Below are 14955 nucleotides of genomic sequence, written 5' to 3'. Positions count from 1 at the left end.
TGGGTTCGGGGCAGGATAGCCACGGCGCGCGGAAGGCCAAGAACCCCCTGCGAAAGCACCGCTTAGGCGCAGGCTAAGGCGCGGTCACCGCGATCGCCCCGATCGAGGGCCAGCCGCCTTGCGTCACCGCCGCGCGGGCATGCTCGCCAAAGGCGCGCACCGCGTTGGATTTGGTCGCATCGCGCGCCATCAGCAGCCCCATCTGCAAGGGCCGCACCGGCCCGGCGATCGGGATGAAGCGCAACGGCTTGCCATCGGGCGACAGCGGGTTCAGCGGCCGGACATTGGCGATGGAATAGCCAAAGCCGTTGCCCACCATGCTGCGCATCACCGCCATGTCGCGGGTGCGCTCGGCCACCATCGGCTTGACGCCGATCTCGGCAAAAAAGCTTAAAAAATAGTCGGAACTCAGCGGCAGATCCAGCAGCACCATCGGATGATCCTTCAGATCCGCCACCGTCACCCTGTCGCGCCCTGCCAGCGCGTGCCCCTCGTCCACCAGCGCAAAGGGCGGCAGGGTCAGCAGCGGGTCGAAGCGCAGATCGGCAGGCACCTCAAGGTCATAGGTCAGCGCCACGTCGATTTCCGACCGGCGCAGCGCGCTGAAGATCTCAAGCTGGTTCAGCTCCAGCTGGCGCAGGCGCACATCGGGAAACGTCGCCTCGAACCCGCGCCGCAGGGTGGGCAGGACGATCTGCGCGAATGTCACCAGACAGCCCACCGCCATCGGCCCGCGCACCGTGCCCGCGATGTCGCCTGCAATATCCATTAGCGCGCCCGCCTCGCGCAGGGCCACGCGCGCCTGTTCCAGCATCTGTCGCCCGCCCTGGGTCAGCGACAGGCCCTGCGCATGCTGGCGCACGAACAGCGGCAGCCCGAACTCCTGCTCCAGCTGCGTGATCGCGGCGGAAATCGAAGGCGAAGAGACGTTGATCCGTTCCGACGCCCGCGCGATGCTGCCTGCCTCGCCCACGGCGACGAAATATTCCAGCTGCCGCAGGGTGTACCTCAGCATCCCCGATCCCCATCCGATGTCATGGGATCAGAGTGACCGCGCGCGCGACCGTTGGCAAGCGGCGCTAGTCGTCGCCGGGTACGCCGTAGGACGGGGCGGCCCGCGGGTCCAGCGCGCGCTGCACATAGGCATCAAGCTGGGGTTTGTAGACTTCCCACGCCCGCGCCACCGCCTCGATCGGGCAGCCTTCGGTCCAGTCGCAGCGCAGGTCGGCCACAGGCCATGGCACCTGGTCGACCAACATCAGGCCCGCCGAATGCACCGGCCCGGCCTCGCCCCCCGCCGCCAGCCCGGCACGCAGCGCGGCAATCAGCCGGTCGCCCAGATGGCCGGAGCTGGCCAGAAAGCCGTCAACGATGGCCTGCGGCACGCAGTCATTGGCCAGCAGGTTCCCGCCCGAGGCCACATCCGGCCCCTGCGCCTGCGTCCATATCCCCAAAGAATTCGGCCCGGAATGAATGCCCGTCTGCCCGGATCCGTCCACCACCAGAACCTGCCGGTACTCGATAAAGGCCCCGCGCCGCCGCACCTCGGCCACCGCCTGGTCCGCGCCCATGCCCCCCGCCATCATGTCCAGCGCCAGCGGCCCCAGCGTCGGGTCGGTCACGTTCTGCGACGCGACCGCCCCCACCCCTGCCCGCGCATAGGCACAGCGCGCCGCCACCGCAGGCGAGGATGACGAGATCGCCACCCCGAACATGCCCGTCTTCGCACAGCGCGCCACCAGTGAGAACGTCATGTGTTTCCTCTCTCTGAAAATATCCCGGGGGAGTCCTCGGAACGAGGACGGGGGCAGCGCCCCCAGCCCGCCCTCAATCGGGAATGACCGCCGTGCCGTCGATCTCGACCAGCCACTCGGGCCGCGCCAGCGCCTGAACCACCAGCCCGGTCGAGACCGGATGCACGCCGCGGATATACTCGCCCATGGTGCGATACACCGCCTCGCGGTGGCGCACGTCGGTGATATAGACCACCACCTTGACCAGATGCTCCATGCTGCCGCCCGCTTCTTCGATCAACTGCCGGATGTTCTGCATCACCTTGTGGGTCTGCTCCACCGGGTCATGGCTGGCGATGTTTTGCGCCGTATCCAGCTCCTGCGGGCATTGCCCGCGCAGCCAGACGATCCGCCCCCCCGTGGTGACCACCGCCTGCGCCAGATCATTGTCCAGATTCTGTTCGGGATAGGTCTCGCGCGTGTTGAATTTGCGTATCCGTTCATGTGCCATGCTGTGCCCCTGCCTCTTGCCCCGTTTCGATCCGCCCCAGCAGATACCGCGCGAAATCATAATTCGGCCGTTCCAGATGCGACAGATGCCCCGCCCGCGCCATCGGCGAGGACAGCCCGCGAAACACCTTTTCGGTGCAGCCGCGATCCTCGATGTTCACGTCGTCCAGCAGCGTCTTGAGATCCGCGAAATTCGCATCCGCATCGGTATCGCCCGCAAAATCATCCGACATGCCGCCGCCAAAGCGGATATGCACCTGCCCCGGCCCTTTGGGCAGCAGCGACAGGTACCAGAAATACCCCGGCGTCAGCGTGATCAGCAGCGAGGGGTAGACCGCGATCAGATAGGTCATCCGCCGCGCATCGCCGCTCAGCCGGTCGTTGGACGGATGCGCGCAGGCGATGCGCAGGCTCTCGTCCTTCAGGATGGTATGGTAATTGAACCCCGCCTGCCCGGGCGGGCAGACCATCTCTTCCAGCTTGCTCAGCCCCCCGATGGTGCCCGAGTGACAGACCGGCAGGTGATAGCTTTCCATGAAATTCTCGGCCAGCACCTTCCAGTTGGTGTTCCAGACATGCTCCTCGGAAAACGCCTGAGTATAGCGCGCCATTTCATAGCCCGCGATCATCGCCTCAAGGCCGGCCAGCCGCTCGGCCACCGGCACCGCGTCGGGGTTCAGCGTGATGAACACCCAGCCCAGCCACTCTTCGCAGCGCAGGTGCGGCAGGCGATAGGCATCCTTGCAGAACCCTTCGTTCTGCGTCATCGCGGGCGCCCCGCGCAGGCTGCCATCCAGGTTGTAGGTCCAGGCATGATAGGGGCACACGATACTGCGGGTGTTGCCGCTACCTTGCAGCAGCGTGGACATCCGGTGCAGGCACACGTTCGACATGGCCCGCAACATCCCGCCCTGATCGCGGATCACCGCCACAGGTTGCCCTGCCAGATCGCAGGTCAGGTAGTCGCCCGGATTGGCCAGCTGATCCGCGCGCCCCACGCAATACCAGTCACGCGCAAAGATGTGCTGCGTCTCAAGCGCCAGAAAGGCATCGGTGGTATAGACCTCGGGCGGCATCGCGCGCGCCTGTTCGAACGGCGCATTGGCCGCTGCGCGCAGCCCGTCCAGTATGGTGCTTTCGGAAATGTCCCTGGCCATCGGTTGCTGTCCCCGGTCGTGTCACCCGACGATCCGACTTTTGACCGCGCGTGCCAAGCATGGATAGCCTCAGTACCGCTTAGGGCTTGGCTAAGGCATCTTAGCGTATGCCCAACCAATGCTTCACCAAACAGTATTTTTGGCAATGCGCCCCCTGCCTTACCCTACCCGTCAAGCAATTCGAAAAAGGACAGGTGGCATGGAAAAGACACACACGGTCGTCGTGGGCGGCGGTCAGGCAGGCATCGCGATGAGCGAGCATCTGAGCAGCCACAACATCCCCCACCTCGTGCTGGAACGCCACCGCATCGCCGAACGCTGGCGCTCCGAACGGTGGGACTCGCTGGTCGCCAACGGCCCGGCATGGCACGACCGCTTTCCCAACCGCGACTTTTCCTGCGGCCCCGATGACTTTCCCGACAAGGAAAGCGTGGCAGAGTACTTCGTCGCCTATGCCCGGAAAATAGGCGCGCCGATCCGCACCGGGGTCGAGGTGACGCGCGCCGCACCGCTGGACGGGCGGCAGGGCTTTCGCGTCGAAACCTCGGATGGCGTGATCGAGGCGCAGACCGTGGTCGCCGCCACCGGCCCGTTCCAGCGGCCCATCATTCCGCCCATCGTGCCACAGGACGCGCCGGTGACGCAGATGCATTCCAACGCCTACCGCAACCCCGGCCAGTTGCCACAGGGCGCGGTGCTGGTAGTGGGCGCAGGCTCGTCCGGCGTGCAGATCGCCGAGGAACTGATGCGTTCGGGCCGGCAGGTGTATCTGTCGGTGGGCCCCCACGACCGCCCCCCGCGCAGCTATCGCGGGCGCGATTTCGTCTGGTGGCTGGGCGTGCTGGGCAAATGGAACGCCGACACACCGGCGGCGGGCGCCGAGCATGTCACCATCGCGGTCAGCGGGGCCGATGGCGGCAAGACGATCGAGTTCCGCAAGCTGGCCAACCAGGGCATGACGCTGGTGGGCCGCACCGAAAGCTACCGGGACGGCAAGATGCGCTTTGCCCCCGATCTGGCCGACAACCTGCACAAGGGCGACGCCAATTACCTGTCGGTGCTCGACGAGGCCGACGCCTGGGTCACCTCCAACGGTGCCGATCTGCCGCCCGAGCCGCAGGCCCGCGACATCCCCGCCGATCCACCCTGCGTCACCGACCCGGTGCTGGAGCTTGACCTGGCACAGGCCGGGATCACCACGATCCTCTGGGCCACCGGCTATGCGCTCGACTATGGCTGGTTGCAGGCCGACACCTACGATGATCGCGGCCGCCCCTTGCACACGCGCGGCGTTTCGCGCACACCGGGGGTCTATTTCATCGGGTTGCCATGGCAATCGCGGCGCGGGTCGTCCTTCATCTGGGGCGTCTGGCACGACGCCAAATATGTGGCCGACCAGATCGCGATCCAGCGCGACTACATGGCCTATCAAGGCGCAGAGCAGCGCCAGCAGGAAGACGCATGAAACTTGCCCTCTACCAGGGCCCCTCGCCCGCCGGAGACATCGACCGCGCCTTCGAGGTGATCGCGCGGGTTCTGTCCGCGGCGGCGACAGGCGGGGCCAGGATGGCCGTGATGCCCGAACTGTTCCTGCCCGGCTACAACCAGCCCGACCGCTTTGCCGATCTGGCCCAGCCGCAGGGCGGCGACTGGCAGAAACGGCTGGCCGATCTGTGCCGCAGCCATGGCTGCGGGTTGACCATCGGCTGGGCCGAGCGCGCGGGCGACACGCTCTACAACGCGGCCACCTGCCTTGACGCATCCGGCGCGGTGCTGGCGCATTACCGCAAGATCCAGCTTTTCGGCCCGATGGAGAACACGGCCTTCACCCCCGGCGACAGCCACTGCAGCTTCGATCTGGAGGGCCGGCGCGCCGCCGTGCTGATCTGCTATGACGTGGAATTCGCCCACCATGTGCAGGCGCTGGCCGACCGGGGCGTCACCCTGTTGCTGGTGCCCACGGCAAATCCGGCGGGCTTCGATCTGGTGGCCGACACGCTGGTGCCCGCCCGCGCCGCCGAAAACCGCATCACCATCGCCTATGCCAATTTCTGCGGCACCGAAAACGGGCTGAGCTATGGCGGCAAATCCGTCATCACCGGCCCCGATGCCCAGCCCCTTGCCAGCGCGGGCCGGGGCGAGGCGCTGCTGATCGCCGATCTCGACGCGATCGCCACGATAGACCCGGCCACCCTCGGCACGCAGGCGCGCGACCGACGACAGGTCTGATCCTTCCTCTCTCCGGAAATATCCCGGGGGAGTTTGAGGGGGCAACGCCCCCTCATTCCGCATCGCGACCGCGATGCGCCCACAGCGCGCGCGGAACGCGCGCTCCTTCAGATCAGGTCAGGCTGGTCACGTCAGCCGCATCATCATCGCCGCCATCAGCTTGCCGCGCTCGGGCAGGCTGGCCACTTCGATATGTTCGGTCAGCGTGTGCAACCCCTTGCCCCGCACGCCCAGCGAATCCAGCGTGGGAATACCCATCGCGCCGGTGAAATTGCCGTCCGAACCGCCGCCCGAACTCGATCCGGTCAGCTCGAACCCCAGCTCGGCGGCAATTTCCCTGGCCATCTCGAACATCGCCATGGTGCCGGGATGGTCAGGCTCCCACACGGGCCGGGTGACGCCACGGGTGATGCGGAACTCCACCCCGTTCTCTTCGCCGGCCAGCGCCATCATCCGCGCCACGCCATCGTCCAGATCCTTCTGCGTCTTGGCCATGCTCAGCGATTGCCCCTCGCACAGCGACGACACGCAGTTCACCCATTGCCCGCCATGGATCACCCCGACGCTGAAGGTGCAGTCCTCGCCGGTCATCGCCTCGATCTCAAGCAGCTTGCGCGCCATCAGGGCAATCGCGCTGCGCCCTTCGGACAGGCGCGCGCCGGCATGGCTGGGCCGTCCTTTGGTCATCAGGTTGAACCGCGCGATGGCATAGCGCCCGATCACTGCGCCGCCGTCGTCGCGGGCGGGCTCGGGCACCAGCACGTATTTGTTGCGCGCGGCCTCCGCCTCGATCAGCTCGCGGGTCGAGGGCGTGCCGACCTCTTCATCGGGGGTGAACAGCACCGTCACCGGCAGCGGCGTTTCCATGCCCGCGCGGATCAACTGGCGCAGCGCCTCGGTCGCGGCATAGTTGCCGCCCTTCATGTCCATGATGCCGGGGCCATAGCAGATGTCGCCCTCGCGCCTGAACGGCAGTTTCGCCAGCGTGCCGACCGGGTGCACCGTGTCCATATGGCCCAGGATCAGCACCCCAGGCTCGCCCGCCTTCGGGTGCGGGAACCTCGCCCGGACCGATCCGCCAAAGCCCAGCCGCCCCGGAATGCGCTCGACCTGCGCCATCTGCGCCAGGTCATAGGCGGCCAGATCCATCATCCGGTCCACCGCTGCCGCATCATGGGTGGGGCTTTCGCATTCGATCCAGGGCCGCAGCCCGGCCAGCATCTCATCCGCGTCGAACGGCAGTTTCAGCGGGTCCATGCTCATGCCGCCACCTCCGTTGCCATCGCCAACCGGCGTTCGACAATGCGCGCCATGATCGACGCCCCCACCGGCAGAACCGACGGGTCCAGCACGAAACCGGGGTTGTGCAGCGGCAGCGTGCCCGCGTGCCCGACCCGGCAATAGGCGCCCGGCACGACCTTGAGCATGTCGGCGAAATCCTCCGAGCCTGTCGCGGGCTCGTCCGTGTCGCTGATGTTCTCGACCCCGACGATATCCGCCGCCGCCTCCATATAGGCATCCGACAGCGCGTCATCGTTCATGAGCACGTCGAATATGTTGCGCAGGTCCAGCTCGATCTCGACTCCATACGCCTTGGCCATGCCGTCGCACAGGTCGCGCAGGCGGGATTCGGCAATCTCGCGCACCTCGTCCTTGAAATACCGGATCGTGCCGGCCAGCGTGGCGGTGTCGGGCACGATGTTGTAGGCGCTGCCGGCATGGCTTTGCGTGACGGAGAACACGCAGGCATCCAGCGGCGCCACGTTGCGCGCCACGATGGTCTGGATCTGCGCCACCAGCATCGCCGCGATCACCAGCGGATCGCGCGAGTGCTGCGGCATGGCGGCATGGCTGCCCCGCCCCTGAATCTTGATGTCAAAGAACGAGGCACCCGCCATCGCCGCGCCCTTGCAGATGCCCACGGTGCCCGGCTGGCCGTTGGGCGAGTTGTGCATGCCATAGACCTCGTCACAGGGGAACTTGTCGAACAGCCCCTCGGCCAGCATGCCGCGCGCCCCGCCAAGGCCCTCTTCGGCGGGCTGAAAGATGACCACTGCTGTGCCGTCGAAATCGCGCGTCGCGGCCAGATGTTTCGCCGCGCCCAGCAGCATGGTGGTGTGGCTGTCATGGCCGCAGGCATGCATCACGCCTTCGGTTTTGGACGCATAGGGCAGGTTTGTCCGCTCGTCGATCGGCAGCGCATCCATATCCGCGCGCAAGCCAATCCGGCGGGTGCCACCTCCCTTGCCCTTGATCAGGCCCACGACGCCGGTTTTCGCGATACCGGTGTGCACCTCGTCCACGCCATAGGCGCGCAGCTTTTCGGCCACCACCTGCGCGGTGCGCGTCTCGGTAAACCCGATTTCGGGATGGGCGTGCAGATCCTTGAAGATCTCGGTCAGCTCGTCTGTGCTGTCCGCGATCACGGGGAGAACGGGCATGGATGGTCCTTTCGGGTTGTGTGTTGTTGTGCCTCAGCCGTGCACCGCATCTGCGGCGGGGCCTTCGGAAAAGGGTCGGAAATTGGCGAAATCCCAGTGCCGGCCTGGGGCGGCGGACAGCAGTGCCTTGGTATAGTCCTGCTGTGGATCGCCTAGCACCTGCCCAGCGGGGCCGTATTCGACGACGCGGCCGTATTGCATCACCATCACCTCGTCGCAGATCTGCGCCGCGACGCCCAGATCATGGGTGATGAACAGGATGCCAAGGCCCAGACGTTGCTGCAATTCGGCCAGCAGGTCCAGCACCTGCGCCTGCACCGAGACGTCCAGCGCCGACACCGCCTCGTCCGCCACCAGAATGTCGGGATCGACCGCCAGCGCGCGCGCAATCGCGATACGCTGCCGCTGACCGCCGGAAAACTGGTGCGGAAAGCGGTCGATGGCGGTGGCCGGCAGGCCCACCAGTTCCAGCAATTCGCGCGCACGCTCCATCGCCTTGGCGCGTGGCACACCGAAATTCAACGGGCCTTCGATGATCGAGTCGCCCACCTCCAGCCGGGGGTTGAGCGAGCGCATGGGATCCTGGAACACGATCTGGATCTTGCTGCGGCGCTGTTTCAGATCGCTTTGCCTCATGGTGGCGATATCCTCGCCGCCCACCATGATCTCCCCCGATGTCGGGTCGATCAGCCGCATGATGCAGCGTGCCACGGTGGATTTGCCCGAGCCACTTTCGCCCACGATACCCAGCGTGCGGCCCTGCGTGACCGACAGGTTCACGCTTTGAGCGGCGTGCACCTCGCGCGAGCGGCTGAGGAACCCGCCACCGCCATAGGTCTTGCACAGGTCTTTCGTTCTCAGCACGACCTTGTCCGACGCCGCCGGGCTGGGCGGGCGCGGCACATGGCTGGGCACGGCGCGCAGCAGGTCGCGGGTGTAATCGGTGCGCGGATGGCGCAGCAACTGGTCGATCGGCTGCGTCTCCATCTCTTCGCCCAGTTGCAGCACGGTGACCGTATCCGCGATTTCAGACACCACGCCCATGTCGTGGGTGATGAACAGAACGGCGGTTCCCTGATCCTCGCGCAGCTCGCGGATCAGCGACAGGATCTGCGCCTGCGTGGTCACATCAAGGGCGGTTGTCGGTTCATCCGCGATCAGAAGTTGCGGCCGCATGATCAGCGCCATCGCGATCATGATGCGCTGCCGCTGCCCGCCCGACAACTGGTGCGGAAAGCTGCGATACATCTTTTCCACATCGGGCAGGTGCACCGCCTCCATCATCTCCAGCGCACGTTTCTTTCGGGCCGACTGGCTCATGTCGGAATGAAACTCCAGCACCTCCTCGATCTGCTGACCGACGCGGGCGACCGGGTTCAGCGCTGTCATCGGCTCCTGAAAGATCATCGACATCGCCGTGGCGCGCAGCTTGCGCAGCCGCTGGGGCGAGGCGTTCAGGATGTCCTCGCCCTTGATCCTGATCGACCCTTCGATGGGTTGCAGCACCTTGGGCAACAGGCCCATCGTGGCAAGTGCGGTCAGCGACTTGCCCGAGCCGGATTCGCCCACCAGACAGGTGGTCTGCCCCGGTTCGATCGACAGGTTCAGCCCCTTGACCACCTGATTGTCGGGATTGCCTTCCAGCGCGATGCGCAGGTTGCGGATGTCCAGAAGTGTATCGCTCATCTGTCGATCCCCCGTTTTGCCATGCGCGGATCCAGCGCGTCACGCACCGCGTCCCCCAGAAGGTTGATGGCCAGAATGGCCAGCGACACCACCAGACCGGGCCACAGAACGATGCCCGGGTTGATCTGGAAATAGATCCGCCCCTCGGCCATGATGTTGCCCCAGCTTGGGGTTTCGGGGCTGATGCCTGCGCCGAGAAACGACAGGATCGCCTCGACCAGGATGGCAGAGGCGCAGATATAGGTGCCCTGAATGATCAACGGCGCGATGGTGTTGGGCAGCAGATGCCGCCGCATGATCAGGAAGGTGGACGAGCCCGCGGCGATGGCCGCCTCGACATACGGCTCTTCGCGCGCGGACAGCACGACCGACCGGACCAGCCGGACGACGCGTGGCACCTCGGGGATGGTGATGGCAATCAGCACGGTCCAGAGACCGGCCCCCCACAGCGACACGATGGCAATCGCCAGCAGGATGTTGGGGATCGCCATCAAGCCATCGACCATGCGCATCAGCACGGCATCCATCCAGCGGATGTAGCCTGCCAGCAGACCCAGGATCAGCCCCGACAACACGGCGAACACCGCCGCCCCCAGCCCCACGACCAGCGAAATCCGCCCGCCATAGATCACGCGCGAGAACATGTCGCGACCAAAGGCATCGGTGCCCAGCCAGTAGACGTCGGACGGCGCCTGCAAACGCTGCGACGGCGTCAGCCGTACCGGATCATGCGGCACGATCCAGGGCGCGAATATCGCGGCCAGCACGATGATCGTCAGCACGATCGACGCCACGAACACCACCGGGCTGGAAAACACGATGTCGCGGGCGCGTGACAGCGGCGATGGCTTGGCCGCGCTTGTGGATATGGTGGATTGATCGGTCATGCGTAACGGATCCTCGGGTCAAGCAGCACATAGGCGATGTCGATCAGCAGGTTGATCACCACGTAGATCAGCGAGGCCAGCAGGATCACCGCCTGAATGACGGGGTAATCCCGCGCCAGCACCGCATCCACGGTCAGACGGCCCAGCCCCGGCAGGTTGAACACGCTTTCGGTCACCACCACGCCCGAGATGATCAGGGCAAAACCGATGCCGATGACGGTGATGATCGGCACCGAACAGTTGCGCAGCGCGTGGCGTGTCAGCACCCGCCATTCCGGCAGGCCCTTGGCGCGCGCCGTGCGCACATAGTCATCGCCGAGGATCTCCAGCATCGAGGTGCGGGTGATGCGTGCGATCAGCGCGATATACAGCAGTGTCAGCGTGAATGTCGGCAATGCTATGCGGTGCAGGAAGTCGCCCAGCCCGTCGCCGATGGGGCGGAACCCCTGCACCGGGAACCAGTTGAGCTGCATCGCGAACAGCGAGATCATCAGATAACCGATGACAAAGACCGGCACGGAAAATCCCAGGACCGAGATCACCATCACGAACTTGTCGATCAGTGTGCCCTGTTTCCAGGCCGCGATCACCCCCAGCGGCACAGCGATCAGCACCGACAGGATGATCGTGGTCAGCGCCAGGCTGATCGTCGGCTCCATCCGCGCCGCGATCAGGTCGATAACGGGCCGGTTCGAAATCACCGAAACGCCGAAATCGCCACGCAACAGGTCAGCGACCCACGAAAAGAACTGGATGTGCAGCGGATCGTTCAGACCCAGCGCATCGCGGATACGCTCAAGCTGTTCAGGCGTCGCGGTGTCACCGGCGATGATCGCCGCAGGGTCGCCCGGCGTCAGCCGCAGCATCAGGAATACGAACAGCGCCACGAACCCCATGACGGGAATGGCGGCAAGGATACGTTGCACGATATAGCCCAGCATCGGCACGACCTTTCATTGCGCGGGCAGCGTCCCGGCGCGGTATTGCAGGAAAAAACAAAGGTCCGCGCCACCCGCCGGTGGCGCGGAACCAAAGATCACGGATCAGTTCTTGGTGATGTTCCAGAAGAACGGTGCGGGCCCGTCCAGCACGCCCTCAAGGTTCGTCGACCAGGCCGTGGGGATGAAGTACTGACCGATGGGGGCATACATGCCCTCTTCGTAGGCCAGTTCCTGAATCTTGGCAGCGATCTCCTGCTGCTCTTCCAGGGTTCCCGCTGTGGCGTATTCCATCCGCAGTTCCTCGATCTCGGGCACTTCGGGCCAGCCGAACCAGCCGCCTTCGGCGCCCTTACCGTTGACCATGTTGTTGACCAGCGGGTTGAACACATCTGCGCCCACCCAGTTGGTCATGAACATGTTCCAGCCACCATCGCTTGGCTCGGCCTGGCTGGCGCGACGACCTACGAGGGTCTGCCAGTCCATCGCCTGCAGATCGACGGTAAAGCCGACATCGCGCATGGCCTGCGCCACGACAACCGGCTGCGTGCGCAGCGAGCCCACGTCGGTGGGGTGCATGATCACGATCGGCGTGCCGTCATATCCGGCCTCTTCCAGCAGTTGCTGGGCCATCTCCTTGCCATTGCCGGTGGTCAGGGTTTCCGATCCGACTTCGGTCGCCAGCGGGGTGTCACAGACGAACATCGCGCCGCACAGCTTGTAGTACTGCGGATCCCCCACCAGCGCATCCAGCACGTCCTTTTGATAGACCGAGGCGATGGCCGCCTTGCGGATCAGCGGGTTGTCCATCGGCGGATGCAGCGCGTTCGGGCGCATGATCGTCTGATAGCCAAGGATGTTGAGGTTGCGGGTGTTGATATCGGGGTTGGCATCCAGGATCGGCAACAGATCGTTGGGCGGGCTTTCCCAATAATCGATCTCGCCGGCCATCAGCGCGTTCAGCGTCGTCTGATCGTCGGGAAACACCACCCATTCCACGCGGTCGACATTGACGTTCTTGCCGCCAGCCGCCCAGCTCGAAGGCTCCTCGCGCGGCACATACTCTTCGAACTTCTCATAGACCGCCTTGACGCCGGGCTGGAACTCTTCCTCGACCCACTTGAAGGGGCCGGACCCGATCTGCTCGGGGACTGCCTCGGTCGAGGGGGTTTCGGCCAGCCGCGCGGGCATGATGAACGGCACGTTCGACGACGGTTTGGCGAGGCTGTCGATGACCAGGCCATAGGGTTCCTTCATCTGCATGATGAACAGGTTGGGGTTGTCGGCGTCACCGCTCATGCTGTCGACGAATTCCATCATGACCTGGCCCATGCCATCCCGCTCGCCCCAGCGTGCGATCGAGGCTGCAACGTCCTCGCCGGTCACGGGTGCGCCATCGTGGAACATCAGACCCTCGCGCAGGGTGAAGGTATAGGTCAGCCCGTCGTCCGACACCTCCCACGTATCGACCATCTGCGGCTGCGGGGCCACGTTTTCATCCAGCGCGAACAGCGTATCATAAATCATGTAGCCGTGGTTGCGGCTCATGTAGGCGGTGGTCAGGATCGGGTCCAGCACGCGCAGCGACGAGTGTTTCACCGCCACCAGCGTCTCTGCACTCAAAGGTGCCGCCGCCGCGGCAAAGCCCAGCAGCGCCACGGCCATCGCCGAATGGCGCAGGGCACCGCCCATCGTCTTGGGCAGGTGGGACAGGTTCAGTCGTTTGGTCATCTTAGTCTCCCGTTGGTTGATCTTTGCGCCGGGTCTGACACCCTTTATATGGCGCGGTTCTTGAACTCAGGCGTGCGCCGGCGTGGTCCCTTTCGGTTGAAAGGCACGGCCCAGCGGTTCCAGCCGCATTCCCGGCGCAAGCCGGGTAAAGGGCAGGCTGGCAGGGCTGACCGGCATCGGCCCGGGGGCGGTACAGGTCAGGATGGTTTCGGCGATCGTGTCGAAATCAGCGCGGAAATGAACCGAACTCTTGTTGACGAGGATCGCCTGTTCCGTCGGGTCGATGCCGACCATGCGGTACATCTGCTGATCGGCCATCTGCGCCTTGTGGCTGGTCACCACCACCCGCACATCGCCGATGCGCAGGCAGGCGGACGGGCCCAGATTCAGATGCGCACCGCCATAGAAGGGCCCGGTGGCGTGGCACTGCCCGTCAGACAGGGTTTCGACTATGAAAGTCGCCTGAAACGGTGCATCGCCGGGGATGTTCGAAAACCCGCCAAGGGCGATCTCGACCTCGGCCCCCTCGCCCGCCTTGTGGGCTGCTGCTGCCGCCTTTGGGTCGACCATGTTGCCAAGCGCGCCGCTGGCACGATTGGCCACCATCGCGCGCAGCATGCCGGTGGTGTTGCTGTCGCCGCCTGCACCGGGATTGTCCTGCGTGTCGGCAATGACGATCGGGCGGGTGGCGGTCTGCGCCAGGCGCATCGCCTCGCGCACGCCTGCGTCGGGGTCGAACGTCTGGCCTGCGAACTCGGTTTCTGCTGCCAGAACAGCGGCTTGGATGCGATCGGCTGCGGCGTTGGCGGCATCCTGCGTGTCGCCGTAGCAGATCACTGTCGGGCCGCAGCCGGGGAAATCCGCGGCCGGAAAGCCGAAGAAGAACGAGGTGCTGGGAGCAGCCGCGGATTCGCACTCGGCCACCAGATCATAGATGCCGCGCGCGGGTTCGGCCCGCGTGCTTTGCCAGGCGATCGGGATCAGAAAAGGCAGGCGGCGGAAGGCTTTGGCCGTTGGCACGCCGCGATCCATCAGCAGGTCAAGCTGCACGGCGGCGCGCCGTCCAGTCTCGGCCATGTCGACATGGGGATAGGTGCGGAATCCCACCAGCACATCCGCCGCATCGACCATTTCCTGCGTGATATTTCCATGCAGATCCAATGCACAGGCGATACGCACGTCCGGGCCCACCGCCTCGCGCACGCGGATCAGGAAATCGCCCTCGCCGTCCTCGACATGTTCGGCCACCATCGCACCGTGCAGGTCCAGAAACACGCCGTCGAGCGGACCCGCCGCGCGCAGGCCCGCGATGATCTCGTCCGTGATGCTGTCATAGGCGTCGCTTGCCACGTGGGCCGACGGGATCGCACCGGCCCACAGGATCGGCACCATGTCCCAGCCTTCCGACGCGCCGTGATCGACCGCCCCGCCGATGCCGAGGTTGATGCCACGCCCGCGCGTCAGAACATCCGCCCCGCGCGCCATCGGCATGTATCCACCGCCTTGCACGAAATCGGACATCTGCGCGCGGGTCGGCGCAAATGTGTTGGTCTCGTGCAGGAACCCTGCCAGCGCCACCCTGCGCGTCATGAACTTCCCCACCTGTTTGCCGCGTGCCGACCGCGTCTGTCCGTCCAAGTGTA

The 14955-nt window shown here is 65.3% G+C and carries 13 protein-coding genes; 2 read left to right on the top strand and 11 right to left on the bottom strand.

The genetic code is table 11. The features are described 5' to 3' along the window. Window positions 1-73: 73 nt before the first annotated feature. The 4 genes from ACFTOW_RS01115 to ACFTOW_RS01100 all read right to left on the bottom strand — a co-directional run bounded on the left by ACFTOW_RS01115 (window position 74) and on the right by ACFTOW_RS01100 (window position 3400). Complete coding sequence (locus ACFTOW_RS01115) at window positions 74-1015, bottom strand: LysR family transcriptional regulator (protein ID WP_379912205.1); 942 nt, start codon at window positions 1013-1015, stop codon at window positions 74-76. Between the two features lie 64 nt (window positions 1016-1079). After that, window positions 1080-1754, bottom strand: coding sequence for a DUF1028 domain-containing protein (locus ACFTOW_RS01110; RefSeq protein ID WP_379912203.1), 675 nt, complete (start codon window positions 1752-1754; stop codon window positions 1080-1082). Between the two features lie 73 nt (window positions 1755-1827). Beyond that, window positions 1828-2244: a RidA family protein gene (locus tag ACFTOW_RS01105; RefSeq protein WP_379912201.1), complete on the bottom strand. Its 417-nt coding sequence runs from the start codon at window positions 2242-2244 to the stop codon at window positions 1828-1830. Next, window positions 2234-3400 (bottom strand): aromatic ring-hydroxylating oxygenase subunit alpha, encoded by a 1167-nt coding sequence (locus ACFTOW_RS01100; RefSeq protein WP_379912199.1) that lies wholly within the window; start codon window positions 3398-3400, stop codon window positions 2234-2236. The genes ACFTOW_RS01105 and ACFTOW_RS01100 overlap by 11 nt, the downstream gene beginning before the upstream one ends. Window positions 3401-3599: 199 nt before the next feature. On the opposite strand from ACFTOW_RS01100, the gene ACFTOW_RS01095 reads away from it, so the two are divergent. Next, on the top strand, window positions 3600-4865 hold the full coding sequence (locus tag ACFTOW_RS01095) for a flavin-containing monooxygenase (protein WP_379912197.1): 1266 nt from the start codon (window positions 3600-3602) through the stop codon (window positions 4863-4865). Further along, window positions 4862-5629, top strand: coding sequence for a carbon-nitrogen hydrolase family protein (locus ACFTOW_RS01090; RefSeq protein ID WP_379912195.1), 768 nt, complete (start codon window positions 4862-4864; stop codon window positions 5627-5629). The genes ACFTOW_RS01095 and ACFTOW_RS01090 overlap by 4 nt, the downstream gene beginning before the upstream one ends. Window positions 5630-5755: 126 nt before the next feature. On the opposite strand, the gene ACFTOW_RS01085 is transcribed toward ACFTOW_RS01090, so the two are convergent. From ACFTOW_RS01085 to ACFTOW_RS01055, 7 genes are all read right to left on the bottom strand, one after another. Next, window positions 5756-6892: a M20/M25/M40 family metallo-hydrolase gene (locus ACFTOW_RS01085; RefSeq protein WP_379912193.1), complete on the bottom strand. Its 1137-nt coding sequence runs from the start codon at window positions 6890-6892 to the stop codon at window positions 5756-5758. After that, on the bottom strand, window positions 6889-8070 hold the full coding sequence (locus tag ACFTOW_RS01080; RefSeq protein ID WP_379912191.1) for a M20 aminoacylase family protein: 1182 nt from the start codon (window positions 8068-8070) through the stop codon (window positions 6889-6891). The genes ACFTOW_RS01085 and ACFTOW_RS01080 overlap by 4 nt, the downstream gene beginning before the upstream one ends. Window positions 8071-8103: 33 nt before the next feature. Then, window positions 8104-9756 carry an ABC transporter ATP-binding protein gene (locus ACFTOW_RS01075; protein ID WP_379912189.1) on the bottom strand — a complete coding sequence of 551 codons (1653 nt, stop codon included), beginning with the start codon at window positions 9754-9756 and terminating at the stop codon, window positions 8104-8106. Then, entirely contained in the window at window positions 9753-10643 is an 891-nt protein-coding gene (locus ACFTOW_RS01070; protein ID WP_379912187.1) for an ABC transporter permease, read from the bottom strand. Before ACFTOW_RS01070 ends, ACFTOW_RS01075 begins: the two co-directional genes overlap by 4 nt. Next, window positions 10640-11584, bottom strand: coding sequence for an ABC transporter permease (locus tag ACFTOW_RS01065; protein ID WP_379912185.1), 945 nt, complete (start codon window positions 11582-11584; stop codon window positions 10640-10642). The genes ACFTOW_RS01070 and ACFTOW_RS01065 overlap by 4 nt, the downstream gene beginning before the upstream one ends. A gap of 102 nt (window positions 11585-11686) precedes the next feature. Continuing rightward, window positions 11687-13312 carry an ABC transporter substrate-binding protein gene (locus ACFTOW_RS01060; RefSeq protein ID WP_379912183.1) on the bottom strand — a complete coding sequence of 542 codons (1626 nt, stop codon included), beginning with the start codon at window positions 13310-13312 and terminating at the stop codon, window positions 11687-11689. Between the two features lie 66 nt (window positions 13313-13378). Beyond that, window positions 13379-14902 carry a M81 family metallopeptidase gene (locus ACFTOW_RS01055; protein ID WP_379912181.1) on the bottom strand — a complete coding sequence of 508 codons (1524 nt, stop codon included), beginning with the start codon at window positions 14900-14902 and terminating at the stop codon, window positions 13379-13381. Window positions 14903-14955 lie beyond the last annotated feature (53 nt).

Origin of the sequence: Lacimonas salitolerans, from assembly GCF_042677865.1 — a bacterium.
Classification (GTDB): domain Bacteria; phylum Pseudomonadota; class Alphaproteobacteria; order Rhodobacterales; family Rhodobacteraceae; genus Lutimaribacter; species Lutimaribacter salitolerans.
The sequence above is the reverse complement of the archived record's forward strand: the minus strand, read 5'-3'. Positions and strand labels throughout refer to the sequence as shown.

Bases quoted from the DNA above. Each gene is read 5' to 3' on its own strand.
- ACFTOW_RS01115 (WP_379912205.1), bottom strand. From the start codon at position 1,015: ATGCTGAGGTACACCCTGCGGCAGCTGGAATATTTCGTCGCCGTGGGC.
- ACFTOW_RS01110 (WP_379912203.1), bottom strand. From the start codon at position 1,754: ATGACGTTCTCACTGGTGGCGCGCTGTGCGAAGACGGGCATGTTCGGG.
- ACFTOW_RS01105 (WP_379912201.1), bottom strand. From the start codon at position 2,244: ATGGCACATGAACGGATACGCAAATTCAACACGCGCGAGACCTATCCC.
- ACFTOW_RS01100 (WP_379912199.1), bottom strand. From the start codon at position 3,400: ATGGCCAGGGACATTTCCGAAAGCACCATACTGGACGGGCTGCGCGCA.
- ACFTOW_RS01095 (WP_379912197.1), top strand. From the start codon at position 3,600: ATGGAAAAGACACACACGGTCGTCGTGGGCGGCGGTCAGGCAGGCATC.
- ACFTOW_RS01090 (WP_379912195.1), top strand. From the start codon at position 4,862: ATGAAACTTGCCCTCTACCAGGGCCCCTCGCCCGCCGGAGACATCGAC.
- ACFTOW_RS01085 (WP_379912193.1), bottom strand. From the start codon at position 6,892: ATGAGCATGGACCCGCTGAAACTGCCGTTCGACGCGGATGAGATGCTG.
- ACFTOW_RS01080 (WP_379912191.1), bottom strand. From the start codon at position 8,070: ATGCCCGTTCTCCCCGTGATCGCGGACAGCACAGACGAGCTGACCGAG.
- ACFTOW_RS01075 (WP_379912189.1), bottom strand. From the start codon at position 9,756: ATGAGCGATACACTTCTGGACATCCGCAACCTGCGCATCGCGCTGGAA.
- ACFTOW_RS01070 (WP_379912187.1), bottom strand. From the start codon at position 10,643: ATGACCGATCAATCCACCATATCCACAAGCGCGGCCAAGCCATCGCCG.
- ACFTOW_RS01065 (WP_379912185.1), bottom strand. From the start codon at position 11,584: ATGCTGGGCTATATCGTGCAACGTATCCTTGCCGCCATTCCCGTCATG.
- ACFTOW_RS01060 (WP_379912183.1), bottom strand. From the start codon at position 13,312: ATGACCAAACGACTGAACCTGTCCCACCTGCCCAAGACGATGGGCGGT.
- ACFTOW_RS01055 (WP_379912181.1), bottom strand. From the start codon at position 14,902: ATGACGCGCAGGGTGGCGCTGGCAGGGTTCCTGCACGAGACCAACACA.